Source organism: Bradyrhizobium sp. CCGB12, from assembly GCF_024199845.1.
Taxonomy (GTDB): Bacteria; Pseudomonadota; Alphaproteobacteria; order Rhizobiales; family Xanthobacteraceae; genus Bradyrhizobium.
In genome coordinates this window covers 1460097-1486374 of sequence record NZ_JANADO010000001.1, presented here as the reverse complement: position 1 = coordinate 1486374, position 26278 = coordinate 1460097, and the positions used below count along the sequence as shown (strand labels likewise).

The 26278-nt window shown below is 63.7% G+C and carries 23 protein-coding genes; 6 read left to right on the top strand and 17 right to left on the bottom strand.

The window, feature by feature from the left end:
* The first annotated feature begins 8 nt into the window (after positions 1-8).
* Positions 9-1034, top strand: coding sequence for a DUF3616 domain-containing protein (locus tag NLM27_RS06840; protein ID WP_254142624.1), 1026 nt, complete (start codon positions 9-11; stop codon positions 1032-1034).
* Positions 1035-1069: 35 nt separating this feature from the next.
* Here the strand turns inward: NLM27_RS06840 and NLM27_RS06835 are convergent, their stop codons facing one another.
* The gene (locus NLM27_RS06835; protein ID WP_254142623.1) at positions 1070-2725 is read right to left on the bottom strand and encodes a fumarate hydratase; all 1656 of its coding nucleotides are present in this window, start codon (positions 2723-2725) and stop codon (positions 1070-1072) included.
* 201 nt (positions 2726-2926) lie between these two features.
* Here NLM27_RS06835 and NLM27_RS06830 point away from each other — a divergent pair, with 201 nt between their 5' ends.
* The 3 genes from NLM27_RS06830 (at position 2927) to NLM27_RS06820 (ending at position 4665) form a co-directional block, all read left to right on the top strand.
* Positions 2927-3400: a hypothetical protein gene (locus NLM27_RS06830; protein WP_254148768.1), complete on the top strand. Its 474-nt coding sequence runs from the start codon at positions 2927-2929 to the stop codon at positions 3398-3400.
* A 300-nt stretch (positions 3401-3700) separates the two neighbouring features.
* A complete protein-coding gene (locus tag NLM27_RS06825; RefSeq protein WP_254142622.1) occupies positions 3701-3874 on the top strand; it encodes a hypothetical protein in 174 nt (57 codons plus the stop codon).
* Between the two features lie 116 nt (positions 3875-3990).
* The gene (locus NLM27_RS06820; RefSeq protein ID WP_254142621.1) at positions 3991-4665 is read left to right on the top strand and encodes an isoprenylcysteine carboxylmethyltransferase family protein; all 675 of its coding nucleotides are present in this window, start codon (positions 3991-3993) and stop codon (positions 4663-4665) included.
* A 93-nt stretch (positions 4666-4758) separates the two neighbouring features.
* Here NLM27_RS06820 and NLM27_RS06815 read toward each other — a convergent pair whose 3' ends face one another.
* The 10 genes from NLM27_RS06815 to flgB form a co-directional block, all read right to left on the bottom strand.
* Positions 4759-5466 carry a glutathione S-transferase gene (locus NLM27_RS06815; protein WP_254142620.1) on the bottom strand — a complete coding sequence of 236 codons (708 nt, stop codon included), beginning with the start codon at positions 5464-5466 and terminating at the stop codon, positions 4759-4761.
* A 190-nt stretch (positions 5467-5656) separates the two neighbouring features.
* On the bottom strand, positions 5657-6337 hold the full coding sequence (locus tag NLM27_RS06810) for a lectin (protein ID WP_254142619.1): 681 nt from the start codon (positions 6335-6337) through the stop codon (positions 5657-5659).
* A gap of 146 nt (positions 6338-6483) precedes the next feature.
* The gene (locus NLM27_RS06805; RefSeq protein WP_254142618.1) at positions 6484-7485 is read right to left on the bottom strand and encodes a Tim44 domain-containing protein; all 1002 of its coding nucleotides are present in this window, start codon (positions 7483-7485) and stop codon (positions 6484-6486) included.
* Positions 7486-7830: 345 nt separating this feature from the next.
* Positions 7831-10407, bottom strand: coding sequence for a cell cycle histidine kinase CckA (gene cckA, locus NLM27_RS06800; protein WP_254142617.1), 2577 nt, complete (start codon positions 10405-10407; stop codon positions 7831-7833).
* A 153-nt stretch (positions 10408-10560) separates the two neighbouring features.
* Positions 10561-11640 (bottom strand): flagellar biosynthesis protein FlhB, encoded by a 1080-nt coding sequence (flhB, locus tag NLM27_RS06795; RefSeq protein WP_254142616.1) that lies wholly within the window; start codon positions 11638-11640, stop codon positions 10561-10563.
* Between the two features lie 11 nt (positions 11641-11651).
* Complete coding sequence (fliR, locus tag NLM27_RS06790) at positions 11652-12422, bottom strand: flagellar biosynthetic protein FliR (RefSeq protein WP_254142615.1); 771 nt, start codon at positions 12420-12422, stop codon at positions 11652-11654.
* A 180-nt stretch (positions 12423-12602) separates the two neighbouring features.
* Positions 12603-12866 (bottom strand): flagellar biosynthesis protein FliQ, encoded by a 264-nt coding sequence (fliQ, locus tag NLM27_RS06785; RefSeq protein WP_254142614.1) that lies wholly within the window; start codon positions 12864-12866, stop codon positions 12603-12605.
* A gap of 162 nt (positions 12867-13028) precedes the next feature.
* Positions 13029-13337: a flagellar hook-basal body complex protein FliE gene (fliE, locus tag NLM27_RS06780; protein WP_122402438.1), complete on the bottom strand. Its 309-nt coding sequence runs from the start codon at positions 13335-13337 to the stop codon at positions 13029-13031.
* Positions 13338-13353: 16 nt separating this feature from the next.
* Positions 13354-13779, bottom strand: a complete 426-nt coding sequence (gene flgC, locus NLM27_RS06775; RefSeq protein WP_254142613.1) for a flagellar basal body rod protein FlgC — start codon at positions 13777-13779, stop codon at positions 13354-13356.
* Between the two features lie 39 nt (positions 13780-13818).
* Complete coding sequence (gene flgB, locus NLM27_RS06770; RefSeq protein WP_254142612.1) at positions 13819-14223, bottom strand: flagellar basal body rod protein FlgB; 405 nt, start codon at positions 14221-14223, stop codon at positions 13819-13821.
* Positions 14224-14578: 355 nt separating this feature from the next.
* Between flgB and NLM27_RS06765 the strand changes: the two genes are divergently transcribed.
* Entirely contained in the window at positions 14579-15550 is a 972-nt protein-coding gene (locus NLM27_RS06765) for a flagellar biosynthetic protein FliO (RefSeq protein ID WP_254142611.1), read from the top strand.
* Positions 15547-16305, top strand: coding sequence for a flagellar type III secretion system pore protein FliP (fliP, locus tag NLM27_RS06760; RefSeq protein ID WP_254142610.1), 759 nt, complete (start codon positions 15547-15549; stop codon positions 16303-16305). Before NLM27_RS06765 ends, fliP begins: the two co-directional genes overlap by 4 nt.
* Before the next feature lie 645 nt (positions 16306-16950).
* Here the strand turns inward: fliP and NLM27_RS06755 are convergent.
* From NLM27_RS06755 to fliL, 6 genes are all read right to left on the bottom strand, one after another.
* Positions 16951-20649: a tetratricopeptide repeat protein gene (locus NLM27_RS06755; protein WP_254148767.1), complete on the bottom strand. Its 3699-nt coding sequence runs from the start codon at positions 20647-20649 to the stop codon at positions 16951-16953.
* A gap of 249 nt (positions 20650-20898) precedes the next feature.
* Entirely contained in the window at positions 20899-22797 is a 1899-nt protein-coding gene (locus NLM27_RS06750; protein ID WP_254142609.1) for an AAA family ATPase, read from the bottom strand.
* A gap of 401 nt (positions 22798-23198) precedes the next feature.
* Positions 23199-23960: a MotE family protein gene (locus tag NLM27_RS06745; protein ID WP_254142608.1), complete on the bottom strand. Its 762-nt coding sequence runs from the start codon at positions 23958-23960 to the stop codon at positions 23199-23201.
* 9 nt (positions 23961-23969) lie between these two features.
* A complete protein-coding gene (locus NLM27_RS06740) occupies positions 23970-24416 on the bottom strand; it encodes a DUF6468 domain-containing protein (RefSeq protein WP_254142607.1) in 447 nt (148 codons plus the stop codon).
* Positions 24413-25615 carry a flagellar motor switch protein FliM gene (gene fliM / locus NLM27_RS06735; protein ID WP_254142606.1) on the bottom strand — a complete coding sequence of 401 codons (1203 nt, stop codon included), beginning with the start codon at positions 25613-25615 and terminating at the stop codon, positions 24413-24415. Before fliM ends, NLM27_RS06740 begins: the two co-directional genes overlap by 4 nt.
* An 18-nt stretch (positions 25616-25633) precedes the next feature.
* Positions 25634-26134, bottom strand: coding sequence for a flagellar basal body-associated protein FliL (fliL, locus tag NLM27_RS06730; protein ID WP_254142605.1), 501 nt, complete (start codon positions 26132-26134; stop codon positions 25634-25636).
* Positions 26135-26278 lie beyond the last annotated feature (144 nt).

The window sequence follows — 26278 nt, the reverse complement described above, 5'->3', positions numbered from 1 at the left end:
GAATTTCCATGTCGTTCCTCCCCACACGCAATTGCATCCGCCTGTTTCTGATCCCCACTGTCGTGGTTCTCGCCGGAGCAGCGCCGGCGCGCGCCGATATGTTGGAGCCGCAGTCGCCGGCGTGGCAGCTGAGCGAGCCGTTCAAGAAGAGCTCGGATGCCCGCACCAATATCAGCGGCGCGGCCTGTGCGACCACAGACACGCCAATCTCCTCCTGTCTGGTCGTCAATGACGAAAAGAAATACGCGCAGTTCTTTGCGATCGAAGGCACGACGATCAAGCCCGGCAAGGTGATCCGCCTGCTGAGCGACCAAGCCAGCGGCGATCCGGATGCCGAGGGCGCCGCTTACGATCAAGGCGAGGGCTATTTCTACGTGGTCGGATCGCACGGCCGTAAACGTCACCATCCCGAGGACAGCAACCCCACGAGCTATCACGTCTTTCGAATTCCCGTCGACAAGGCGACTGGAAAGCCGCCCTTCCCGATCTCGGACGACGAGGTGGTGGGCGTTGAAGCATCCGCGACGCGCCTGCGCGGTGCCATCAAGGACGCACTGCCCGCGGCTTATGACAAGCCCCTCGGCGACAACGGCGCCAATATCGAGGGCATCGCCGTCGCCGGCGGACGAATGTACCTCGGTTTCCGCGGTCCATCCGACGACGGCAAGGCCTATGTTCTTTCGGTCGACGCAAAGGCGGTCTTCACCGAGGACAAGCCGCTTGATGCCAAGCTCATCGATCCGCCGCTGCCCCTTGGTGCAACGACCGGCATCAGGGACCTCGCCGCCGTGTCGGGCGGCTTGCTTCTCCTGACCGGGCCGGTGAACGAACAGCCGATCACGCCCGCCGTCGTCTTCTACGATACCAACAGGGGCAAACTTGGACCAAGTCACACTCTCAAGGTCGCCGACACCGCCGCCAAGGCCGAGTCCTTGCTGGTGCTCGGCGACGTCAGCGGCCAGCCGTGGCGCGTGCTCGTGATGTTCGACGGGCCCGAAAACGGATCGCCGACGCAGTATCTGGTGCCGCGATAGACCGGCCGGCGCGTACGCGGTGACTTCGCCGAGCGCTAGCCCAGGTTCAACTCCTTGAAGAAGTCGTTGCCCTTGTCGTCGATGATGATGAAGGCGGGGAAGTCGACGACTTCGATGCGCCAGATCGCTTCCATGCCGAGCTCGGGATATTCGAGCACCTCGACCTTCTTGATGCAGTGCTCGGCGAGGTTCGCCGCGGCGCCGCCGATCGAGCCGAGATAGAAGCCGCCGTACTTCTTGCAGGCCTCGCGCACGGCAGGCGCGCGGTTGCCCTTGGCCACCATCACCATCGATCCGCCGGCGGCCTGGAACTGGTCGACGAAGGAATCCATACGGCCGGCGGTGGTCGGACCGAACGCGCCGGAGGCATAGCCTTCGGGCGTCTTGGCCGGGCCGGCGTAATAGACCGGATGGTTCTTGAAATAGTCCGGCAGCGGTTCGCCCTTCTCCAGCCGCTCGCGCAGCTTGGCATGCGCGCTATCGCGCGCGACGATCATGGTGCCGGTCATCGAGACCCGCGTCTTGATCGGGTTCTTCGAGAACGTCGCGAGGATGTCCTTCATCGGCTGGTTGAGGTCGATCTTGACGACCTCGCCGCCGAGCGACTGCTCGACCTGCGGCAGATACTGCGCCGGGTTGTGCTCGAGCTCCTCGAGATAGACGCCGTCCTTGGTGATCTTGCCGAGCACCTGGCGGTCGGCCGAGCAGGACACCCCGAGCCCGATCGGCAGCGAAGCGCCGTGACGCGGCATGCGGATCACGCGCACGTCGTGGCAGAAATATTTTCCGCCGAACTGCGCGCCGACCCCGAGCGACTGCGTCATCTTGTGGATTTCCTTCTCCATCTCGACGTCGCGAAAGGCGTTGCCGTCAGGCGAGCCGTGCGTCGGCAGTGCGTCGAGATAGCGAGCGGAGGCGAGCTTCACCGTCTTCATGCAGAGTTCGGCCGAGGTGCCGCCGATGACAATCGCGAGGTGATAGGGCGGGCACGCCGCGGTGCCCAGCGTCAGGATCTTCTCTTTCAGGAAAGCGAGCAGCCGGTCCTTGGTCAGCACCGAGGGCGTGGCCTGGAACAGAAAACTCTTGTTGGCGGAGCCGCCGCCCTTCGCCATGAACATGAACTTGTAGGCGTCATCACCCTCGGCGTAGATCTCGCACTGCGCCGGCATGTTGTTGGCGGTGTTCTTCTCCTCGTACATCGAGAGCGGCGCGACCTGCGAGTAGCGCAGGTTGCGGCGCAGGTAAGCATCGCGCGCGCCTTCGGACAGCGCCGCCTCGTCGTCACCGTCGGTGATGACGTTGCAGCCCTTCTTGCCCATGATGATCGCGGTGCCGGTGTCCTGGCACATCGGCAGCACGCCGCCGGCCGCGATGTTGGCGTTCTTCAAAAAGTCCAGCGCGACGAACTTGTCGTTCGGGCTCGCCTCGCCGTCCTCCAGGATCGCGCGGAGCTGCTTCAGATGGCCGGGCCGCAGATAGTGGTTGATGTCGCCGAAAGCCGCCTCCGACAGCGCCCGCAGCGCCTCGCGCGACACCACCAGCATGTCCTTGCCCAGGACTTTCTCGACCCTGACACCCTCGGACGTGATCTTCATGTAGGGCGTCTCATCCTTGCCCAGCGGGAACAGCGGGGTGTGCTTGTAGGGCGGGACAGGCTTGGACGGGTCGGGAAAGGCGGTGGGAGCGTTCATGGGGCAGATCTCGGGGTTTTGGGGCCTCGTGGGCCTCTCAGCATAGAAGGGTTCTAAGCTCATTTTGGGGGGAAAAGAAAGGGAGCGATGCGCATGGGAGCCCGGGCTTGGGTATTGGCAGAGCACGTGGAAAGGCCCGTTCCCACCCTTGCGCTTCGTGTCCGCCGACGCTTGAATGCGCGCCCCAAGGGGCTTTTTATCATGACATTGAATTTGAACATCCGCGGCGCGATCCTGGTCGCCGCCGCCATTGCCGGCCTTGTGACCCTCGCCTCACCCGCGCGCGCCGACCGCTGCGATGACAGCGCCAAGGAGCTGGCGAACCAGATCGATCGCCTCAAGGTGAATTTTCGGGCTGCCAACGTCGTCTATCTGACGCACCCGGCGGCCAAGGAGCTGTCCGTGGGTTGCCGCGGCGACAAATATTCCATCGAGCTCTATGCCAAGGGCGATCGCAAGCCCAAGCCGGAGTTCTATGCGCTGGTGGGGTCGATGGCGGCGATCGTCTTCACCGTGACCAAGGACGATACCACGACGGGTGCCACACGCTGCCTGAAGCGGATGGGTCTGTTGCGCGGCGACAAGATCGCCATGCGTTACCGGCGGCTCAACATGGAATGCACACGCACCAAGACGGATGCGTCCATCGCGATCACGCGCGGCAAGGACGAATAGGCGGGGCGGCGCTTCTTCCACGCACTCCGTCATTGCGAGCGCAGCGACTTGTCCGCCGAAGCCTTGGCGAAGGCGGAAGCAATCCAGAGTCTTTCCCCAGAGGGATTCTGGATTGCTTCGTCGCAAGAGCTCCTCGCAATGACGCGGAGAGATTCGTGGTCTCACGCAACTGAGCGCAGCGACGACGCCAAAGCATCCTCCGCGATCGCACCCATTCCCTCACATTTTAGCGATTGCCTTGAAGGAAATTTCGCTCCTTGCAGGGCAGGCTCGATTGTTTCCATGTGTGAGGATTTGCGGATGAAGGTTTCCACCGTTGCGCCGCCGCCGATCGCGATCGTGGTTCCCAACTACGACACGACCAAGCAGCAGGACGATCAGACCAAGGTCAAGGATGAGGATCCGACCTATAAGCCGCAGCCGCCCGCGCCGCTGCCGCCGGGTCAGGGTACGCGGATCGATCAGCTCGCCTGATCAGGCTTGCCGAAGCTGAAGCGCCCGATCCGGTCGATCGGGTCTTTCGAGCGTCCGGCCGTATCTTTGCCGGATAGCGGGACCAATATCGTGCGCGGCCATCCGGAATCCTGCGCATGATCGCACGCCTCCTGCTGCAGAACACGATCTTCGTCGTCGGCATGGGCGCGCTGCTGTTCGCGTCCGCGGGAACGCTGCACTGGCCTTCGGCCTGGGTGCTCCTCGTCACCTCCGCCCTGCTTGGTCCGCTCTGCGGCTGGTGGCTCTATCGGATCGATCCCGCGCTGCTCGCCGAACGTCTGCGGCCGGTCCTGCAACGGGATCAGCCCGCCGCCGACAAGATATTCATGACCGTCTTCATCGTCGCGATGCTGGCCTGGCTGGTCGCGATGGGCATCGACAGGCGCATTCAATCCTCCGAGATGCCGGTCGCGCTCCAGATCCTCGGCCTCGTGCTGTTTCTGGCTTCGACGCTGGTCACGATGTGGGTCTTCCGCGAGAACTCGTTCGCCGCCCCGGTGGTGAAGCTGCAAGCCGAGCGCGCACAGCGCGTGATCTCGACGGGGCCCTACGCCCATGTGCGCCATCCCATGTACAGCGGCATGATCCTGTTCTTCGCCGGCATGCCGCTGCTGCTGGGGTCGTGGTGGGGACTTGCGATGGTCCCGCTGTTCGCCGCCCTGTTTGCGGTCCGCATCGGGATCGAGGAGCGCACCTTGCGCGAGGGCCTTCCGGGCTATGCCGACTATGCGGCGCGGGTGCGTTATCGCCTGGTGCCAGGCCTCTGGTGAGCGCAGATCACTCTCCCGTCAGGACCGGCTAACGCTTTTTATTTGACGCGTTTTCTTGACGCGAACCGGTATCCACTTCGCTCGAAAACGTTTTTAGCCATCCAGCTCGCGATAGCGGCGGAAGATGCCCTGCTGGTTGAAGGGAATGCGGCGGTTGCTGTCGAGATAGGCTTTGATGTTCGGCCGCGCGGCGATGCGGTCGTGCAGGTCGACGAGGCCAGGAATATCCGTCTCGAACGCCTTCATGCGCTTGGGGAAGGCATAGCGCAGGCCATCGACGATCTGGAACAGCGAGAGATCGACATAGGTCAGCCTGCGGCCGGTGACATAGGTGCCGCCACTCTCAGTGAGAATCTGCTCGAAATAGCCGAGAAATTTCGGCACGCGCTCACTCCAGAAATCGGCGGTACGCTTCTTCGCCGACGGCTTCTGGTCCTCGTAATAGAGCGAGGGCCCGAGCGGATGATGGGTGTCGTGGATCTCGACGACGAGGTCGGTGATGGTGAGCTGAAGCTGGTGCACCCAGAGCCTGCCGCCTTCCGTTTTCGGCGCAAGCCCATGGCGGCCGCCGAGATAGAGCAGGATGTTGGCGGTCTGGCCGATGACGAGCTTGCCCGCCTTCAGGAACGGTGGCGCGAAAGGCGGCGTATCCCCATGCGCGTCCATCATCTTCATCATCGCGGCTGTCCCGCGCGCTCCGCGCGCGACGTCGACGTAAGCGGCGCCCACCTCCTCCAGCGCCAGCCGCACATATTCGCCGCGGCCCTGGATCTCGGGCCAGTAGTAGAGCTCGTATTTCATGGGACAGTCCTTTGAGACGCGCGCAGCACAAGCCTATCCCGCGATGCAAGTTCCGTCGTCGTGGGCCGGAACACCGGCTCCACGCGTCATTGCGAGCGTCAGCGAAGCAATCCAGAATCCCGCTGCGGGACCAATCTGGATTGCTTCGTCGCTTCGCTCCTCGCAATGACGGCGGAGAGAACTCAGCGCCTCAATTCGCCGCAAAACAATAGAGCAGACCGTCGCCGCCGGTGCTCTTCAGATCGGCCTGCGAGCAGCCACCTTCCGGGCCGCGCGAGGGGTGAGAGCTGTTCCAGGACTTTGATGGCTCGTCATCGCGCAGGCCCCGGCGATCGAAATGGCCGACCATCGCAGCGCCTTGCGTGCTCGACGTCCAGTTCTTGCAGGTGCGATCGTCCGATCCGGCAAACGCGGTGCCGTCTGGTTGCGATCCCGTGAGGATGTCATGCCGGTTCGGCTGGTCGCCAGCACCAGTGATCCCCTCACCCTTCTCGCTGAGCGCGGTCTGCTTGGTGAGATTGTTGGCGGGTCCGTGCAGGTCAGCCACGTCCTTGGCAACGACCGTGCCCTTGGCGTTCTGCCACGGTCCCTTGCCGATGCGGTCGCGCGCGTTGACTGCCGGCTTGCCGTCGGCAGCCTGCGTCGAGAGATAGGCGCGCCAGGTCTTGGTGCCGGCACCGCCGGCCTGTGCAAGCTTCTGGCATTGCGCGTCGGCCCCCTCGAGGCCGCCAAGATCGGCGCCCTTGCCCGGCCCGTTGGAGGTCACGAAGAATGTCATGTCGGCCGACTGCGCGCGCGCCGATGGCGTCGCCAGCAAGGTTACTGCGAGCGCGAGGCCTGAAATCGTCACGGATCTCTCGATGCGGATCATATGCTGTCCTCCCGTTGTGCTTGTCGTTGACCGCCTCATTTCAACCCGACGCGCAAGCGCTTATTCCGATGCGGCGATGCGGGACGCCCAAAAGAAAAAGGCGCCGTGCGGGAGCACGACGCCTTGGTTTCTCATATCGCAAGCGATCAGTTGGTCTGCTGGATCGCCGACAATTCCCAGCCGGTGCCCGGCCGGCGGGCGAACGTCCAGATCTCGGTCGCCTCGCCCGGTTGCTCGCTGCCGGCAACGACTGCGCCGGTGTTGCGGTCGACCGTCTTGTCGGTGAGCGCGAAGCGCAGCGCCACCGTGGCGTAGTCCGTCTCGCCTTCGCGCCAGGCTTCCGCGAGGTCGCCCTGCAACAGCTTGACGTTGGTCACCTTGTTGATGACGTTGCGCCCGCGGTTCTGGGCGAGGTCCTGCTCGAAATAGGAGACCATCTCCGGCGTCGCGAGCGTGTGCAGCTTGGCCACGTCCTCGTTCGTCCAGGCGGTCTGGACTTCGCCGAGCAGGCGCTCGAACGCCTCATAGTCGTCCGGCTTGATCTCGAGCGGCGCATTGTTGGCGCCGAAGCCGAAGCCACCAAGACCGCTGCGATAGTTCGGGTTCGGCTGCGGTCCCGGACCGGCGCCCGCATCAGCGCTGGCATTGGCATAGGCCGCCTGCGGCGTGTGGCGGCGCTGCCACCAGGACATCGCCAGCCGCACCACGAGCACCACGAGCGCGATCTGGATGATCAGGCCGAGGATCGAGGACAAGCCGCCGAGGCCGCCGAACAGGCCGCCGCCGAACAGCATGCCGAGCAGGCCTGCACCGAGGAAGCCGGCCGCCAGGCCGCCCAGGAAGCCGCCGCCGCGGCCGAACAGGCCGCCACGCGCCGGCGCGGTCGCAGCCGAATTCATGCCTGCGCCCGGCTGAGTGTACGTGCGGTTGAATTGCGAGGTCGAGCCCGGCGCAGTCGTGGTCGACGGCGGCGCCGAATAGGTGCGCGAGCCGCGCGAACCCGACGAGAAGCCGCCGCCGGCGCGGGCGTCCGCGGACGAGATCGTCAGCGCAGTCGGCAGCGCAAGCGCCAGCACGACGGCAACCATCTTGAAGAGACTGCGGGAGCGTTGCGAGAAAGTCATGTGCGTTTCCCAAATCCCCGGCATGGGGACGTGCGCTTAAGATGGGCAGACTTCCCGAAAAGTGAAGCCGGTTTCGGAACTTGTGACTGCGGCCCTCAGTCGCGGGGATGTGGCAAAAGCCCATATTTGGCGGGGGTTTGGCCGGGCGGGCCGGGAACCGTGGGTCGCCCGGAACCGGTGGTTTTGGCGAGGGATTTCCGCTTTTTCCCTCATCATTTGGAAGCGCAGCCTCTCACCACCGTCATTGCGAGGAGCTCTTGCGACGAAGCAATCCAGAATCGCTCCGCGGTGACGGACTGGATTGCTTCCGCCTTCGCCAAGGCTTCGGCGGACAAGTCGCTGCGCTCGTACTGACGGCGTTAGGGCAGTTCACCCCTGCTTCGTCATCGTTTCCTTCACGGCCGCCACGAGCTGGCTGAGCGTGAACGGTTTTGGCAGGAAGTCGAACTGCTGTCCCTCGGGCAGGCTCTTCTCGAACGCATCCTCGGCGTAGCCGGAGACGAAGATGAACTTGATGTCCGGGTTCTTCTCCCGCATCGCCTTCAGCAGCGTCGGGCCGTCCATCTCCGGCATCACGACGTCGGAGACGACGAGATCGATCGCGCCGCTCTGCTCCTCCAGCACCTCCATGGCCTCGACGCCGTTCTCCGCCTCCACCACGGTGTAGCCGCGCGAGCGCAGGCCGCGCGCGTTGAGGGCGCGCAGACCCTCTTCGTCCTCGACGAGAAGGATGGTGCCTTGGCCCGTGAGATCGGTGCGTGGCTTGGCCTCCGCCGCCGGTGCGGCGTCCTTCGCGGCACCGTTGGCCGCGCTGACCACAGCCGCGGGCTGCTCCACCTCCGGCTCGGCATGATGGCGCGGCAGGAAGATATGGAACGAGGTGCCCTGCCCCGGTTCGGAATCGACGTAGATGAAGCCGCCGGTCTGCTTGACGATGCCGTAGACGGTGGAAAGCCCGAGCCCGGTGCCCTTGCCGACTTCCTTGGTCGAGAAGAACGGCTCGAAGATCTTGTCGCGGATGTCGGCGGGAATGCCGGTGCCGGTGTCGGCGACCTCGATCCGTACATAGTCCGCGGCCGGCATGCCCTTGTAGGCGAGCTTGCCCGCATCGTCGCTGGTGACGTTGGCGGTGCGGATGATCAACTTGCCGCCATCCGGCATGGCGTCGCGCGCGTTCACCGCGAGATTGACGATCACCTGCTCGAACTGGGAGACGTCGACCTTCACCGGCCAGAGATCGCGGCCGTGGACGAGGTCGAGCTTGACCTTCTCGCCGATCAGTCGGCGCAGCAGCATGGTGAGGTCGGAGAGCGCGTCGCCGAGATCGAGCACCTGCGGCCGCAGCGTCTGCCGCCGCGAGAACGCCAGCAACTGCCGCACCAGCGTGGCGGCGCGCGTCGCGTTCTGCTTGATCTGCATGATGTCCTGGAACGACGGATCGGTCGGCTTGTGCGCGTTCAGCAGGAAGTCGTTCGCCATCATGATGGCGGAGAGCACGTTGTTGAAGTCGTGGGCGATGCCGCCGGCGAGCTGCCCGACCGTCTCCATCTTCTGCGACTGGTTGATCTGGTTCTCCAGCGCGCGCCGCTCGGTGGTCTCGAGCATGTGCACGATGGCGGCTTCCGCCTCGTTCTCGGCGGCGTCGACCGGCGTGACGAAGAACTGGCCCCAGCGTTCCTTGGCGCCTTCGAGCGCGACCTCGACGGGGGCGATGTCGGCCTGGCCTTCGGCAGCCTGGTTGATGGCCGCGATCAGGAGGTGCCGATCGCGCGAATTGACCGCGCGGAAGATCGACTTGGAGGCGCTGTCGAGCCCAAGGGCCTGTCCGAGCTTGGCGTAGCGCGCGTTCGCGCGCACCACATTGCCGCCGCGATCGACGGTCGCGATCGCCATCGGCGTATGGTCGAAGAAGCGCATGAAGCGCACTTCGGCGGCACGGTCGGGATCGCTGCGCTCGTCGCGGGCGCGGCTGATGACGAGCGTACGCGACGGCCCCGGCGCGCCGTCGGCGCCGAAGGCGAGCTTGTGGTACAACCGCACCGGCATGGTTCTGCCGTTGCGCATGCGCAGGTCGATGTCGAAGACTTCCGTCTTCACCTCACCCGGCACCGCCACGATCGAGGTCAGCAGCGAGGCGCCGTCGCCGGAGACGATGTCGGTGAGCTTGAGGCCGCCCGAGCCGATCTCGGCGAGGTCGTAGTCGAGCCAGTTCGCCAGCGTCGCGTTGACATAAGCGAGCTCGCCGGCTGGATTGACCGAGAAGAAGCCGCAAGGCGCGTGATCGAGATATTCGATCGCGTGCTGGAGCTCCTGGAACACGTCCTCCTGGCGCTCCCGGTCGCGGGTGATGTCGGCGATCGACCACACCGCGTATTTCCCCTCGCGCTTGCCCGTGCCGAGCGGGCGCACCCGCATGCGCAGCCAGCGGCCCTGGTTGCCGTCATGACCGGAGATGCGCACCTCCTCCTGCTGCCGCTTGCCTTCGCGGGCGGCTTTGAGCAGGCGGAACACCGCTTCGGAGACGTCGGGGTTGCCGATGAAGACGCGCTCGACGGGGCGCACGTCCTGGGGGCCGGTGGCACCCGTCAGCGTCAGATAGGCCGCGTTGGAATAGACCACATGGCCGCGGGCATCGGTGACCGCGACCCCGTCGAACGCGTGATCGGAGATGCGGCCGATGATGGGATCATCGAGATTGCGGTCGGCGAAGCGGATGATGCCGGCGGCGAAGGCGAACAGGTTGAACAGGCCAACCATCGCCAGCACAGCGAGGATGCCGAGGATATAGGGCTGCGCCTGAACGCGCCCGAGCGTCATCAGTCCAACGGCGACCGCGACGAGGCCGGCGGCCACCAGCAGCACCAGCGCGATGCTGCCCGAGCGCGGCGACGGCTCGTGCGCCGCAACGGGCTCGCGTGTGAGGTCGTGGTCGGTCTCAGCAGTCATCTCAAGCTGCGCAGCCTGTCGGCAGAGAATCAACGCGCTACGGGGCGCGTGGGGTCCTCCCTGCCTGAATCGGACCCAAAGGTGCAAGGGCAGCAAGCGCGAAACGTACGCTGATTCCCAGATTACGGCCATTTCCGGTGCTTTTCGGGCATTTTATCCCCGCCCGGCGCCGAATCCGCGCTTCAGCCGCATGACGTAGCCGATCACCTCGGCGACCGCATGGTAGTGCTCGGTCGGGATTTCCTGGTCGATGTCGACGGTGGCGTAGAGCGCGCGGGCCAGCGGCACGTTCTCGACGATCGGAATGTCGTGCTCGCGCGCGATCTCCCGGATCTTGAAGGCGAGATTGTCGACGCCCTTGGCGACGCAGATCGGCGCCGACATGCCGCGCTCGTAGGACAGCGCCACCGAATAGTGGGTCGGGTTGGTGATGATCACGGAGGCCTTGGGAACCGCCGCCATCATGCGCTTCTTGGCGCGCTGCTGCCGCAACTGCCTGATCTTGCCCTTGATGTGCGGGTCGCCTTCGGACTGCTTGAACTCTTCCTTGATCTCCTGGAGCGACATCTTCTGCCGCTGGAACCAGCTTCGGTACTGGAAGAAATAGTCGGCGATGGCGACGATCGCGAGCGCCGCGACCACCGCACCGAGCAGATGGATGGTCATGCTGGTGGTGGCGCCGAGCATGGCGGCCGGATCGAGCCTGACCATCGCCTCCATGCGATGCCGCTCCGGCCACAGGATCATGGTCATGACAGCGCCGAGCAGGACCAGCTTGCCGATGCCCTTGAGAAAATTGGCCGCGGCCTGCTTGCCGAAGATGCGCTTGAAGCCGGCGCCGGGCGAGATCTTGTTGAACTTGGGTTTGAGGGATTCGGCCGACCACACCAGCCGGTGCTGGAGCATGTTACCGGCGATGGCTGCCAGCATCAGCATAAACAGGGGCACGCCGATGGCCGCAAGCACCGCGAACTCGATCTGCTGCATCAACGCGAGCAGAGCCTTGCCGTCGGTCTTGATCATCCAGGAATTGGCGAGCAGGTTGCGCAGCGGCGTCAGCAGCCCGCCGCCGACCGATCCCGAGAAGGTCGACACCACGAGGGTGCCGCCCGCCATCATGAACCAGGTGTTGATTTCCTGGCTCTTGGCGACGTCGCCGCGCTCGAGCGCATCGTCGAGCCGCTTTTGCGTCGGGTCTTCTGTTTGACTTTCGGGATCGTTGTCTTCCGCCATAGTCGCTCCCGTTATTTGAGCGGCAGCATCTGGTGCATGACACCGATGAAGTAATCGAGATAGGTGCCCATCATCGCGCTGAGCACCACGGCGAGCACCAGAAAGCCCGCGAAGATCGACAGCGGCACGCCGACGAAATAGACCTGCATCTGCGGCATCAGCCGCGCCAGCACGCCCAACCCGATGTTGAAGACGAGGCCGAACACCAGGAACGGTCCGGAGAGCTGCAAGCCCAGGCGGAACGCGGCGGCGAAGGCCCGTGTTGCCAGCGAGGCGACGTCGCCGCTCGAGACGGTCTCGCCCGGCGAGAAGATCGTGTAGCTGTCGTTCAGCGCCGCGATCACCAGATGGTGGCTGTCGGTGGCAAACAACAACGTCACGCCCAGTATGGTCAGGAAGTTGCCGACCAGCACGCCCTGCTGCCCCTGCGTCGGATCGACCGAGGTGACGAAGCCAAGCCCCATCTGCTGGGCGATCACCGAGCCGGCGACTTGCAGGGCCGAGAGCGTCACACGGGCGGTCGCGCCAAGCACGATGCCGATCGCGATCTCATGCAGCATCAGGACCAGGAGCGGCGCGAGCGAGCCCATGTCGACGTGATAGGCATTGCGATGCAGCGGCAGGATGATCAGCGTGAGCAGCAGCGCGATCGACAGTTTGATCCGCGTCGGGATGTTGGTCTCGCCCAGCCCTGGGAGCAGCATCACCATCGCGCCGACCCGGGCGAAGGCGAGCATGAAGGAAGCGGCCAGCGCCGGCAGCAGCGAGACGTCGATGCGCATAGTCGAATGCCCCGGCTCCAACATTCGCACAGCATCGCGGCAGGCACTTCTGCGAATGTTGGAGCCAAAGGGGCATTCGCAAAAATCAGCAGTCGTGCGGCTGTTGGATTTGACATTCGCGATCGCAGTTCGCGGGAATACCGTGGCGAATGTCAAATCCACCGCACGACGCATCTTGCCTCAGCCGCCGATGATTCGCGACGAGATCCGCAGCATGTAGGCGTGGAGCGAGTCGGCCATGAACGGCAGCGCCAATAGCATCGTCGCAAAGATGGCTAGGATCTTCGGCACGTAGATCAGCGTCTGCTCCTGGATCTGCGTCAGCGCCTGGAACAGCGACACGATGACGCCAACCACGAGACCGACCACCATCAGCGGCGACGACACGATCACGATGGTCCAGATCGCATCGCGCGCGACGTCGAGGGTTTCGGGTCCGGTCATTGCAGGATTCCTCTATTGATTTCTTGCCTCCTCACCGCCTTCAAAGCGATGCGAAGACCTGTCCCCTCGTCATTGCGAGCGAAGCGAAGCAATCCAGGCTGCCGCCGCGGAAAGACTCTGGATTGCTTCGCTTCGCTCGCAATGACGGCGGAGGCCGAAAGATCAGATCGGCATCTTCATGATGTCTTCATAGGCTGCGATCACGCGGTCGCGGACCGAGACCAGCGTGGACACCGCAACGTCGGTGTCGGCGACCGCCGTCACCACGTCCATCACGTTGGCCTTGCCGGCGGCCATCGCCACCGTCTGCGCGTCGGACTTGCGGCCGGACTCCATAACGCTGCCGACCGCGTCTTTGAGCAGCGAAGCGAAGGATTGCCCGCTGGGCTCGCTGCCCTTGCCGGCGCCGCTGTTCTCCAGCACGCGGGCGAGATTGGCGTAAGCATTGGCGGCGATTGTCGGTGATGCCATGGCTCAAATGTCCTGTTCAGCTCTTGAGGATGTCGAGCGTGCGCTGGATCATCCGGCGCGTCGCACTGATGATGTTGAGGTTGGCCTCGTAAGACCGCTGCGCGTCCCGCATGTCGGTCATCTCGACCACCGAGTTCACGTTGGGATATTTGACGTTGCCGCTCGCATCCGCGGACGGATTGTTCGGCTCGTATCTGACGCGGAAATTGGACTGGTCGGGCTTGATCCTGCCGAGAGTGACGACCTGCGCGTCGAGCGTGCGGTCGAGGGCGGACGAAAAGGTCGGCACCTTGCGCCGGTAGGGATCGCCGCCGGCAGTTTGCGAGGTCGAATCCGCGTTCGCGATGTTCTCCGAGATCACCCGCATGCGGCCGGCCTGCGCGCGCAGGCCGGAGGTCGCGATCGCCATCGAGCGGGCAAAGTCGCTGCTGTCATTGGCCATGATTCGCCTCCTCTAGTTCTTCTGTTCCCGGATCATGCTCTAGCCCTTGCCGATCGCGGTCTTGAGCAGATGCAGGCTCTTCGAATAGAGCGAGGTCGCCGCCGCGTAGTCCATCTGGTTGCTGGCGGCCTTCATCATCTCCTCTTCGAGATTGACTGCGTTTCCCGCAGGGCGGGTCTCAAAGCCCGCATTCTTGTTCTGGTCGAATGCGGAGGCCGCGCCGGATGGCGTCATGTGGGAACCGCTGGTGCGGGTGAGTGCCAGGGGACCCATCGAGCCCGTGACCGCACCTGATTCGTCGAGCTTCGGCTCGACCAGGTCGCGCGGCCGGAATTTGGGGGTATCGGAGTTGGAGACGTTCTCGGACAGGACGCGCTGGCGTTCCTGGTGCCACTGCATCTTGGTCCGAAGCGCCGACAGCACCGGGAGGTCGTTGATGGACATCGTTGCGGCTCCTTCCGCCTCTTGCGGACCTTGAGGGTCCGAAGCTAGGCAGAATTTGCCGCGTGTATGGTTAACGGGTGGTTAAGATGTCACAGGCACATGTTCCCGGACGGGACCCGAATTGCGTGCCCCCCGTGATTCTACGCATCCAAAAGCCGCATTAACCCAACCGTTTGGCGGCGCTTGCACAGGGCAAGAAGTCATTTTGGATCGAGCGATTCATGGGTTATTAAGAGTTGGGGACGGCAAAACTTGCCGTGGGACGTTAAGAGATCGCAGTTTTGGGGCATCGTCCGCCGGTGGTTGGCGCGTCTAACCATGGGCACGAGAAAAGCGCCATTTGTCGGGGACAAGTATGCAAGGCAGCCCTATCACCTTCATCGTCGCGTTCATCGTCGTTCTGGCGTTGATCGGCGTCGCTGCATGGCTGGTTCGCCGATTCGCCAGCAGCCGGCTGGGCGCCAACACCCAGCGCGGCAGGATGCCCCGGCTCGCCGTGATCGATGCCGCCGCCGTCGACGGCCGGCGCCGCCTGGTGCTGGTTCGGCGTGACAATGTCGAGCATCTCCTGATGATCGGCGGCCCCACCGACATCGTGGTCGAGCCCAATATCGTTCGCGCCGCGTCCGGCCGTGACCAGCTCCCGCAGCGTCCCAACGCCGCCGAACCGCCGCGCCTCGCCCCCATGCCCGATGCCGGCGGCTGGGCCGACGAAGCGCCGCGACCGGAGCTGCTCGATCACCCCGAGCCGCAAATGCCCGAGCCGCCGCCGCGGCCTGCGCGCCCGTCCTTCGCCGACGAGGTGCGCCGGCCCGCTCCCGCGCTGGCCGAACGCCGCAGCGATCCCTTGGCCGGCTTTACGCCCGAGCCGATCGCGCCGCGGCCCGACCGCGAACCACGCCCCGAGCCGCTGCCGCCGCGCATCGCCCGCGGCGAACCGCCACTGGCGCCGCGTCCGCCGCGCCAGAGCGAGCCGCCGAAGATGCCGCCGGTGCGCGCCGAGCGCGCGGCCGCGCCGCCTCCTCCGCCCGTGCCGCAGGCCCCGCCCGTTCCGCCGCTGGCCCCCGCTCCTGCGGTACCCTCCAGCGCCGAGCAAAATCTCGCCGAAATGGCCCAGCGGCTCGAAGCCGCGCTGCGACGCCCGGCTGGCGAAACGGTCGCGCCTCCGGTTGCGCCGGAGCCGCCGGCCGCGCCCCCGCGCGCGGCACGCAGCGAGCCGCCGGCACCACCCACCCCGCCCGCAAAGCCGGCTGCTGAAAAGACCAGCTTTGAAAATCTCGAAGACGAGATGGCCTCCCTGCTCGGCCGTCCGAAGCCGTCTTCGTGAGGTTGCCGGCCCTCCCGCGTAGAGTTCTTTTCCTTTCTGTCCTGATCGGCGCGGCTTCGCTCGCGAGCCTCGCGCATGCGCAGGACATCAGCATCAATCTCGGCGGGGGCGCGGGTGGCGGCGGCGTCACCGAGCGCGCGATCCAGCTCATCGCCCTGCTCACGGTGCTGTCGATCGCGCCGTCGATCCTGATCATGATGACGTCGTTCACGCGCATCGTGGTCGTGCTGTCGCTGCTGCGCACCGCGATGGGCACGGCGACCGCTCCGCCGAACTCGGTGATCATTGCGCTCGCGATGTTCCTCACCTTCTTCGTGATGGGGCCGGTCCTGCAAAAATCCTACGACGAGGGCATCCGCCCCCTCGTCGCCAACCAGATCGGCGTCGAGGACGCACTCCAGCGCGCCTCCGTGCCCTTGCGCGGCTTCATGCAGAAGAACGTGCGCGAGAAGGATCTCAAGCTGTTCCTGGATCTCTCCGGCGAGCCGCCGCCGGCCACGCCCGACGAGCTCGCCTTGCGCATCCTCGTCCCCGCCTTCATGATCTCCGAGCTGAAGCGCGCCTTCGAGATCGGCTTTCTGTTGTTTCTCCCCTTCCTGATCATCGACCTCGTCGTCGCCTCGGTGCTGATGTCGATGGGCATGATGATGCTGCCCCCGGCAACGATCTCGCTGCCGTTCAAGCTGATCTTCTTCGTGCTGGTCGACGGCTGGTCGCTGGTGGCAGGGAGTTTGGTGCAGAGTTACGGGGGGTGATGAGCATAGGGCAACGTCAGCGACGCATCCCTCCGCTTTCAACGATGGCCTCCGGCCCCTCCCCGTCATTGCGAGGAGCCCTTGCGACGAAGCAATCCAGACTACCGCCGCGGAAAGATTCTGGATTGCTTCGCTGCGCTCGCAATGACGGAGGGTGACGTGACGACCTCTCCGTACACCAGCAGCGCACAAGGCGCCGGCATGGGACCAAGCAACTCCCTCCCCGTCATTGCGAGGAGCCCTTGCGACGAAGCAATCCAGACTGCTTCCGCGGAAAGATTCTGGATTGCTTCGCTGCGCTCGCAATGACGGAGAATGCGGTTACACCTCACGCAAATTCCCGCCGCAACCTGCGATCTCTCCATAGGGCCTCCAGCCCCCTCCCCGTCATTGCGAGGAGCACTTGCGACGAAGCAATCCAGGCTGCTTCAGCGGAAAGATTCTGGATTGCTTCGCTACGCTCGCAATGACGGAGGATGCCGCGACAGCTCGCGCAAATCGCCGCCGCAACCTGCGATCTCTCTCTCCATAGGGCCTCCGGGCCCCTTCCCGTCATTGCGAGGAGCTCTTGCGACGAAGCCATCCAGACTGCCGCCGGCGGGATGTGGAGCCGTCACGAGCCGCGCTTTGCGTGGTACCCCAGCCCTACCGCGTCATCTTGATATGACGCACGACCGGGATCGTGGGCAGCGAGCCGGTGTGGTCGGACTCGTCCCTGGCCTGCGGGGTGGCCGGCGCGCGGGCGGTGGCGTCGGGGAAACGCTGCTTCATCTCGCGCAGGAAGCCGTCGAGCGTATCGACGCTGGCAGCCAGCTTGGCGATCTCGGCGAATTCGGCGCTGGAGGCCGCCGCCGGCTTGCTTGCGATGTCGAAGGCGAGACGATCGGCGCTCTCGCTCATCAGCGGCGCGTATTTCTCGCGGAAGCGTGACAGGCCGATCGAGTCATCGGCGAGCGCGTAGCCGACGGCCGCGCGGATGATGTCGCTCTTCTCGACCGCGTTGAGCGGCTTGAAGTCGCGGAAGCGCTCGCCGTAGTAGAGCTCGATCTGCTCGGAGGATTCGCGCCAGCGCCGCGCCGCCCAGAAGATGTCGGAGCGCAGGCGGAGCACTTCGCGCCCGGAGACATTGGAGACGATGTCGAGCGCGAGGTCGTGACGGCCGACGTCGCTCTGCGCTCGCGCTTCCAGCAGCAGGCGCTGCTGCCTGAGCTCGCCGGAGAGATCGCTGATGCGGCTGGCGCGCAGCGCGGTGATCGCCATGTCGGGCTTGCGGTTGGCGAGATAGATCATGGCAAGGCGCGCGGCGACCTGGGCACGGGCGGCGCCTTCGAGGCGATGATCGACCTGGTATTGCAGGAGTTCGGCGGCCTGGTCGAGCAGGTCGATCGAGGCGAGACGGTCGGCGAGACGGCGGATCAGCTCGTCGCCGCGGCGGCCGATCGGTGTCAGCTCGCGGAACTCGTAGAACAATCCGAGCGCCTCGACCGGCGGCAGCTCGTCACCCTTCGGCCCCAGGAAGATCTGCGTGAACAGATCGGAGGCGAGATCCTGCGCCTGGCGCGAGGCTTCCGCGTTCGGCTGGAGTTTCGTCGCGGTGCGCGCCGCCGTGAGCGCGTCCCGGTAGCGTCCGTTCTCGGCATAGAGCCGCGACAGCATCTGGAGCGTCTTGACCTCGATCGAGTCGCCGCGCCAGGTCATCGACAACGTCTCGAGCTCGCGCAGCGCTTCGTCCTTGCCGATCTCATCGCGCTTCTGACGCAGCGCGACCTCGAGCTGCTTGGCCTCGGCCGCCGCCGGCCGGTCGCTCGAGCCGACCGCGAATTTATAGTCGTCGAGCGCATCCTTGTCGTGGCCGAGCGCCTCGGCGAGGCGGCCGCGCAGCACGGCGAAGCCGGGCGCAGCCTCGGGCGAGACGCCGACCACTTCGAGCTCGCCGCGGCGCTTGGAGGCGCCGGCATAGTCCTTCACCTCGAGGGCAGCCCGCATCGCGTCCATGGTCACGATGCGCTGGATGTCGAGCGGCAGCGAGGCGATGGCGAACTCGACGTTCTTGAACTTCTCGCGCGCATCGGCCCATTTGCCCTGGCGCGCATAGGCAAGCGCCTTCCAGAGCTGGGAATCATGGCTGTTGCCGATCACGGGATTGGCGAGGTCCCTCAGCCCCTGCGCCGGCCGGCCGATCAGGATGCTCGCGATCGCATGCATGATCAGCGCACCGCTCTCCTCCTTGTTGAGGGGATCGCTCAGCATCAACTCGGTCACGGCCTTGGCCTCGTGATACATGGCGCGTGACATGTAGAACTGCGCGAGGTCGAGCCGCGGCAGCGAACGCAGCGCAGGCTCGACGGCCGAGATCGCCGCGATCAGATCGCTCTGACGCGCCATGAAGTTTTCCGACTGGCCCTTGCGCCAGCCTTCGGGGCTGAAGACCGGCCGCACCGCGGTCGGGGCGCGCTCGGCCGAGATGTCGACCGGCGACAGCGTCAGCCCGCCCTTCTTGCCGAGGATGACCTTGTCGGCGCCGACCTCGACGCCGATTTCGTCGGAGTTCGGCCGGATCGCGATGCCGTGCGCCGATTCCAGCAGCGAGAGATCAACGAGGTCCTGCCGCTTGATGAAGCCGCGCACCGGCCGCTGCGCGGTGACGACATAGAGCGTGTCGCCGGCGTCGGGATCGGTGAGCTTGTGCAGAAGGCCCGGATTGGCGAAGGGGATCGCGATGTTGGCGAGCGCAGGATCGGTAATGTTGCGCGACATCATCAGCGGCAGCGGCGTCGCCTGGATCTTGTCGGCGAGCGTCAGCAGCCAGTTGGTTTCCTTGCCCACCTCCTCGCTCGTCAGCGAGTAGACCAAAGGACGCGTGAGGCGGATGCGAACCGCCTGCCCCTTGTCGAGCGGCACGCGACCGACCTCGCCGATCATCGCACCGCCCTTGGCGCGGATTGCCTCGACGTCGATCGGCTTCGGCGTATCGAACACCAGCCAGACCGTGTCGCCGCGGCGGAACGCCGCCGCAGGGGTCGCGACCTGAAATGGGAACGTCACGCGCAAGCCGTCGCTGTCCCGGCGCGCATCGACGCTGGCAATCGCGGGCTGCGGTGCGGCCGGCACCTCGGCGGGGGCGGCCTTGACTGTTTCCTTGACAGGCTCCTTGGTGGCGACCTCTTTCGGCGCTTCGGCAACTTCGGCGACAGGCGGCGCAGGCTTTGGAGCATCCTTGGGTGGTTCTATAGCGTGCGCAGCCGCACTCGCGGGAGCCGGCACCGGCTTCGGTGCTTCAACCGGCGGCATCGCGGCCGGCGCTTCCGGCTTGACCTCGACCTTGGCTTCGCGCGCGATCGTCTCGGAGGTCGGCGGCGCGATCTCGCGACGAGCGTCCTTCGGCTTCTCGGCCGCCGGCTTTTCAAGCGCGGGCGCGGGCGTAGGCACAAATCCGTGACCGGTGGGATTGAGCTGCGCGATCGCCGCCTCGGGCGTTGCGGCCGCCTTGCCCTTGTCCGGCTGGAACGCGATGTCGACGACATAGTTCTTGTCGTCGCGGAAGGAGTGCACGTCGGAATCGCCGATCAGCGCGATCTCGATACTGGTCTGGTCGACGTCGGCCTTCTGCTTGATCGAGGCGACGTTTGGCGGCGCGGCGACGACCGCGTCCGCCAGATCGAAATTGAGATTGGCGTTGAAGGCGAGCGTGAGCTTCTGCTCATTGAGCACGGAGGAGACGCCGACGCCGTCGGGCATCTCGAACACGAAACGCACGAAGGTTGGCTGCACCGAGGCGCGCACGCGAATCTGCGGACGCTTCTTGGCCTCGGCCGCGGCGCGCTGGGCGCGCAGCGCACGTTCGGCGACACGCGCGCGCTCGGCAAGCTCCTTGACCACGTCCATGGGCAGGCTCGGCGGCGGCCCCTTCCATCCCTCCGGCAGGAGATCGATGAAGGTACGCTCGCCGGCATTCATGGTGTTGACGGTGACGCGCCGTGCCAGCGACAGGCGGATGGCGCCGCCATCGGGATCGCGCCGGGCGGAGTTGACGTAGTCGGGCGCGCCTTCCGGAACGCGATCGACGGGAACGTCGACGGGGCGGTCGAAACGGATGACGAGAATGGAGCCGGCCGTCGTCACCTCGGAGGGAACGTCCTCGCCGAGCTTGATCACGAGACGGGCAAAGCCACCGCCGGCGGAAAAGCTCGCCTCGCCCCTGACGGCATCGGCGGCATGGGCAGCAGTGTTAAGGCCAATCAGCAGGCAGGCTGCGAGCAGCGGCGCCTTGCGGACATGACGCGACAAGCCGCGCGCAAGGGCGCGGGCTCGCGACACAAATCCAGCGGCAGCCTCTCGCGCCATTGGCGGCATTTCTTCCGGTTCGTCCATGCCGGCACTGGCGCCGGCCCGTGCCGTCGACTGTAGGTTTGGCCAATTAAGGACTTCTTAACTCTGAAGCACTTTCGAGACCTGCGAAAACAGGATGTGGAAGGATATTTGGCCTTGGCGGCGAAGTACTGACGGCACTTGCCACACGATTCACCCGGCGATGTTTCTCAATTAAGCGAGCAACCATCGCCTTTCGCTGATTCGGCAGTGCCGCTGCTGCGATTAAGTACTCGCAAATCTATTATGAACGAAATTCAATATCTCTTCAAAGTTTGAGGTCGTTTCAGCATCAAAGATTTCTGCAGAGCTGGGATTGGCACACGCCTCAGCCAAAAACCAACCGATCTCCTTCTTTGAAGGGGATGCCTTCCCGATCGCGGAAGCGATGGTCGTTTTTGTGTTCGAGGACAATAAGCTCTCTAGGGCGCAGCCAACAAATTTGCTGTTTACGGCCTCTAGCGTAAAAGCAGAAGCCGGTGGAAGAAACCACTCCGACCGATATCTTTCTGCCGCCTGTCTTCCAGACCTATCATCGTCGAGCAAAATAACAAACTGTTCGCCACGACCCAGCATTGAGCTGATTTGAGGTCCCGAAGCTCCCGCCCCGCACCCTGGCATAAGAGCGAACGATTTATTCGGCCAATTCCTAAACAATAACTGAAGCGCGTAATAATCTGAGATGCCTTCAACGAGCAAAAATGGAGGAGACCCTAGTAGCTCCGGCGTGATGAATTCGAGCTGCTCGATCACAGGCTGGAAGTAGCTCGTCCTCGTAGGGTAACTAGCGACGAACTGGCGATAATTGGTAGCCACGATGTTGGTTGGCCTCGTGGTCAGACCGAACGCATCATCCGCATCGTGATCTATCGCAGTATTCTCCACAATGTACGCTCCCGATAACCAGCGCGGATTGATCATGTGGTGACTATGTGTCGAATAGATTATCCTATTTTCTCCCACCGTGATGCGGGAGAAGCTCTTGAGAAGTTCGGATTGAGCTTTCGCGTGTAAGTTTGCGGCCGGCTCGTCAAAAATAAAAATCGTTGATCTCTTCGCTTTGCGCTTGAAGGTCGTAAAAAGCAGAAATGAGAAGAACCACCGAAATCCGAGCGAACGTTGATCTATCGCGTACTTTGCATCGCCATCTGAAACACTGAAGGTCGCATAAGGTAGATTATCTTTTGCAGTGTCAATATGCCATTCAACGCTGATACTTTTTGCGGCAATTCGACGATTGAATATATTCTCCCAGCTGCCCAGTACCTCTCTTGTGACGGCCGCCGAGATCTTTTGAAAGACGGCATCGATTGGTACCTTGCTCGGGCCACCAAAGAAGCTTGAGAGCCAATTTAAGTTGGCTTCTTTAATCCTGAACGCCTCAATCCGGTCGCACACATGCGTTTCCAGCGACAGGTCCTCACCGAGGCTAGTCAACACATCTTGCAACACAAGCCGATAGTAACGATTCACAGGTTCTTCATCGGGATATTCTTTCAAGTAAATCTGCTTCGGCAAATCAACTAGAAAAGTGGGGAAGTAAGCGATCCTTGGAAGTCGCTCTTTCAAATGCATAACTACTCTGAGCCAAGGATCATACGGTGTGGGATCACTTGGAGTCTTCGCTGTATCGGGAAGCTTATCGACAAAGCGCTCCGCTTTTCGTTTCCCTTTTTGCTTGGCTTCGAATTCCAACGTCCAGAAATTATTCTGATTCGTGGAAACACTGTCTTTAAAGAAATACGATTGAGTTACGGAAAGCTTGCGTGGGAAAGTTTTTATGTCGAGTTCATAATCGTGCGTCGCGAGCCGCTTCGTAATTTCGGCAACATCTTCATTCGATATCTTAACCTCAGCCGAAATCTCGATTTTGCCTGTGAATGCTGCTTGGCGATGTATTGGAATGAGCGATTCAACGGCCGATGGCGCGGGACCTTCAAATAGGCTGGACACAGCGTTGTCGCCACTTACGAAATAAGACAAGGCCTCTAAAATCGTAGTCTTACCGCTTTCGTTTAATCCGATCATCGTAAGTACGGGCGTTGAAATCTTGTTCGTGAAATCAAGTTCGACGTTCGCAGCCCCTTTGAAGTTGCTGATCTTGAAAGATGTAATCGTTGCCATTTAAGAGACCCGCCCCATATCGCGTGACCGATGTATACAGATCATTCTCCCCCCTACCTCTTATTGCGCGCAATTATTTAGCAACCTGAGCGCTAGGACAAGGGCGGCGATCGCGATACCAAAGTAGAGACCGCAAATCGGGTCAGCTGCGTTATCAGGACAGTATGAGAGTTCTTCTTCCGGGTGTTTGGGGATCCAAACACTGGGCGATATGGATGAAGTCCCTTGCGGAACGGCTGACTTGAACAGATTGACTTGCGCAGCGTTTGCGATTCGTGGTGGCGACATCCACCCGCGCGGAGCGTCAGCGCGGTCGTGCGCAGACACGCCGCACGATTTTCCATGCGCAAACAGAGGCTTACTTGCCTCTTACTCTTGAAGGACTTCTTAAGTATGCGCCCTCAATTCGGCTTTTGCGTCGGCTTGCCGTCGATCTTGGGCAGTTCGCCGGCCGAGGCGGACTGATCCCCGCCGCCATTGGCCCGCCGGGCCATCTCGACCGTCAGCCGCTCGGCGGCCTCCGGCGACATCAGCCCCAAAATGTCCGACATCTTCCGCGGCGCGATGGCCGAGGCGATCTCGATCAACACGCCCATCTCGAGCCGGTCGAACACCCGCGCGGCGTCCTTCGGCTTCATGCCCTCGTACATGGTGACGAGGCCCTTCATGCGCTGGGCTTCGGCGGCCTTCTGCTCGGCCTGCGTCGCGGAGATGCGGGTTTCCACCGCCTTCATCTCCTCGACCTTGTTCTCGATGCGCTTCTCGGCCGATTTGAGCAGGCTCTCGCGGATGTCGATCTCGCGCTGGCGCGCCTCGATCTCCTGGCGGCGCGCCTGCAGGCGCTCGAGGATCGCGCGCTCGGCGGCGGAGACCTGCGGCTGGGACTCGTCGATCTTGACCACCGTGCCTTCGGGCTTGGTCTCGACAGCAGCCGGCTTCGGCGGCTCCTTTGGCGCGCCATGGGTCGATCCCGTGATATCGGGGTCCTCGCGTCCGGTCGGGAAGTTCAGATTCTCTTGCGCCCAGGATTTCTTGGTCTGGTCCGGCTTGTAGTCGAACACGTAGCCGCCATTGATCACGAGCCCCGCGACCTTCAACGTAGCGAGACCTGCGACGGCCACCAGGACCACCGGAATGACGCGGATGTTACGAAAGGACTTCATACACTGACTTCATGCGGCAAGACCGTTGGACCTTCGGCGCTCGGAGAAGGCTTCGGCCGCAGCCGCCACCGCCTTCGCGGTCGAGGGCTTGGCCGCGGGGGCGGCAACCATTTCCGAAGTCGTGACAGGGCGCGCGGCGATTGCGATCTTGGACAAGCGCCGCACCACGTTGTCGGCCTCGCCGAGCTGCTTGTAGAGCTGGTCGGACATCTGCGTCGCCGCCGCCAGCTGGCTGCCGAGGTTCTCGTTGACGTCGCGCACGGCGAGCTTCAGCCCGCCGATCGCGCGCTCGGCGATCTCGGTCGCGGTGATCAGCTCGCCGATCACAGCCTTGAGCGAATGCTCGTCCGCCTTCAGTCGCCTCAGCCGCTTGTTGAGCATGACGCAGTAGACGATCGTCAGCATCAGCAGGATAGCCACCAGCGACTCGATCGCCATTCCCAGGGAGTGGTTCATGGGGCCTCCATCATCTTGTTCTGCTCGTCAACCTTCTCGAACATCGCAAGTGTCGTACTTGGCTTGCGCAAGGGTTTCGTCACGCGGATCGCGACGCGGTCGCCGACCCGGCCCATCCGCCCTTCGGTCAGCGTGACGTCGCCGCAGCGCACGGTCACGTTGGCATCGGCGCGCATCTCGAGCGGCAGCGTGTCGCCGACCTTGAGCCGCATCAGCTGCTTGAGCGGAATGTCGGCCTCGTAGAGCACGGCGTCGACGGCGATCTCGGCCTGCACGATCTCGGTGGCGAAATGGCCTTCCCAGATCGGGTCGCGGCCGAACTTTTCGCCCATGAACATCTGGAGCAGGACGCCCCTGATGGGTTCGATGGTCGCGTAAGGCAGCAGCAGCTCGATGTTGCCGCCGCGGTCTTCCATGTCGATGCGCAGGCGCACCAGGATCGCGGCGTTGGCCGGACGGCTGATCGCGGCGAAACGCGGATTGGTCTCGAGCCGATCGATCGTGAAGGTCACCGGGGACAGCGGCCGGAACGCCTGCTCGGCGTCGGCCAGCACCACCTCGACCAGCCGCTTGACCAGCTCGGTCTCGATCGTGGTGTAGGGCCGGCCCTCGATGCGCAGCTGGCTGGTGCCGCGGCGGCCGCCGAGCAGCACGTCGATCATCGAGTAGATCAGGTTGGAATCGACCGTCGCCATGCCGAAGTTTTCCCACTCCTCGGCCTTGAACACCGAGAGCACGGCCGGCAGCGGGATCGAGTTCATGTAGTCGCCGAAGCGCACCGATGTGATGCGGTCGAGCGAGACTTCGACGTTGTCGGAGGTGAAATTGCGCAAGGAGGTCGTCAGCAGCCGCACCAGGCGGTCGAAGACGATTTCGAGCATCGGCAGACGCTCGTAGGAGACCATCGCCGAATCGATGATCGCGCGAATGCCGGAATGGTCGTCGAGCGTGACGTCGCCGACGGTGAAGCCGAGGAGATTGTCGATCTCCTCCTGCGACAGCACCCGCTCGCCGGAATTCTTGCCGCTGCCGAGATCGCGGCTGCCGTCCTCGACCATGGCCGCCCATTGCAGGGCCATGGTCTCGGATAGTTCGTTCTCGGCGGCGGCCTTCGCGGCCTCCGCGGGATCCTCGGAATCGAGCGAAGCCTCCCATTGGGCGGCAATCGCATCCTGGTCCATCTGCTCGTTGCCGGCCATGGCGCTAGCCCATTCCCCTCACTGCACCACGACTTCCTTGAACAGTACCGCGCTGACCTGGACCGGGGCGACCGCGGCGTTGACGCGCTTGGTCAACTCCTCCTTGAGGCGGAAAATGCCGGCGGAGCCGTTGAGGTCGGAGGGGCGCAGTTCGCGCACATAGGTCTGGAAGATGTCGGTGACGCGCGGCATCGTCGGCTTGATCGCCTCGACCTGCTTCTCTTCCTTCAGTTCCAGCACGATCTTCAGCCGCAGATATTGCACGCGCTCGCCCGGCGCGCCGGCGAGGTTGACCATCATGTCGGGCACGTCGACGAAGGCCGGCGGCTTCGGCGGCGGCGCCGCCTCGGCGTGATGCTCGTCATGGCCGTGACGGAAGAAGAAGAACCAGGTCGCCGCGCCGCCGCCGAGAATGGCCAGCACGCCGACGGCGATGATGATCAGCTTGAGCTTGTTCTTGGGCGGTGCAGCTTCCGCGCCCTCAGTGGCTGCGCCGCCTTCCGCTTCATTCTCTGCCATAATCGCCGCGCCCGGATCTCTCAAAGGGGTCGAAAGAGCGAAGCCTCAGACAGTGACGCGGTACAAATGCCCCGGCGCAACGCGCTCCTCTTCATGGCAAACGCTACGGTAATAATGGTTAACGGAACCTTTCGATTGGGCCTT

What these genes read in the sequence shown, in the direction of transcription:
- NLM27_RS06840 (WP_254142624.1), top strand. Translation starts at nt 9, where the DNA reads ATGTCGTTCCTCCCCACACGCAATTGCATCCGCCTGTTTCTGATCCCC.
- NLM27_RS06835 (WP_254142623.1), bottom strand. Translation starts at nt 2,725, where the DNA reads ATGAACGCTCCCACCGCCTTTCCCGACCCGTCCAAGCCTGTCCCGCCC.
- NLM27_RS06830 (WP_254148768.1), top strand. Translation starts at nt 2,927, where the DNA reads ATGACATTGAATTTGAACATCCGCGGCGCGATCCTGGTCGCCGCCGCC.
- NLM27_RS06825 (WP_254142622.1), top strand. Translation starts at nt 3,701, where the DNA reads ATGAAGGTTTCCACCGTTGCGCCGCCGCCGATCGCGATCGTGGTTCCC.
- NLM27_RS06820 (WP_254142621.1), top strand. Translation starts at nt 3,991, where the DNA reads ATGATCGCACGCCTCCTGCTGCAGAACACGATCTTCGTCGTCGGCATG.
- NLM27_RS06815 (WP_254142620.1), bottom strand. Translation starts at nt 5,466, where the DNA reads ATGAAATACGAGCTCTACTACTGGCCCGAGATCCAGGGCCGCGGCGAA.
- NLM27_RS06810 (WP_254142619.1), bottom strand. Translation starts at nt 6,337, where the DNA reads ATGATCCGCATCGAGAGATCCGTGACGATTTCAGGCCTCGCGCTCGCA.
- NLM27_RS06805 (WP_254142618.1), bottom strand. Translation starts at nt 7,485, where the DNA reads ATGCCGGGGATTTGGGAAACGCACATGACTTTCTCGCAACGCTCCCGC.
- cckA (WP_254142617.1), bottom strand. Translation starts at nt 10,407, where the DNA reads ATGACTGCTGAGACCGACCACGACCTCACACGCGAGCCCGTTGCGGCG.
- flhB (WP_254142616.1), bottom strand. Translation starts at nt 11,640, where the DNA reads ATGGCGGAAGACAACGATCCCGAAAGTCAAACAGAAGACCCGACGCAA.
- fliR (WP_254142615.1), bottom strand. Translation starts at nt 12,422, where the DNA reads ATGCGCATCGACGTCTCGCTGCTGCCGGCGCTGGCCGCTTCCTTCATG.
- fliQ (WP_254142614.1), bottom strand. Translation starts at nt 12,866, where the DNA reads ATGACCGGACCCGAAACCCTCGACGTCGCGCGCGATGCGATCTGGACC.
- fliE (WP_122402438.1), bottom strand. Translation starts at nt 13,337, where the DNA reads ATGGCATCACCGACAATCGCCGCCAATGCTTACGCCAATCTCGCCCGC.
- flgC (WP_254142613.1), bottom strand. Translation starts at nt 13,779, where the DNA reads ATGGCCAATGACAGCAGCGACTTTGCCCGCTCGATGGCGATCGCGACC.
- flgB (WP_254142612.1), bottom strand. Translation starts at nt 14,223, where the DNA reads ATGTCCATCAACGACCTCCCGGTGCTGTCGGCGCTTCGGACCAAGATG.
- NLM27_RS06765 (WP_254142611.1), top strand. Translation starts at nt 14,579, where the DNA reads ATGCAAGGCAGCCCTATCACCTTCATCGTCGCGTTCATCGTCGTTCTG.
- NLM27_RS06755 (WP_254148767.1), bottom strand. Translation starts at nt 20,649, where the DNA reads ATGGCGCGAGAGGCTGCCGCTGGATTTGTGTCGCGAGCCCGCGCCCTT.
- NLM27_RS06750 (WP_254142609.1), bottom strand. Translation starts at nt 22,797, where the DNA reads ATGGCAACGATTACATCTTTCAAGATCAGCAACTTCAAAGGGGCTGCG.
- NLM27_RS06745 (WP_254142608.1), bottom strand. Translation starts at nt 23,960, where the DNA reads ATGAAGTCCTTTCGTAACATCCGCGTCATTCCGGTGGTCCTGGTGGCC.
- NLM27_RS06740 (WP_254142607.1), bottom strand. Translation starts at nt 24,416, where the DNA reads ATGAACCACTCCCTGGGAATGGCGATCGAGTCGCTGGTGGCTATCCTG.
- fliM (WP_254142606.1), bottom strand. Translation starts at nt 25,615, where the DNA reads ATGGCCGGCAACGAGCAGATGGACCAGGATGCGATTGCCGCCCAATGG.
- fliL (WP_254142605.1), bottom strand. Translation starts at nt 26,134, where the DNA reads ATGGCAGAGAATGAAGCGGAAGGCGGCGCAGCCACTGAGGGCGCGGAA.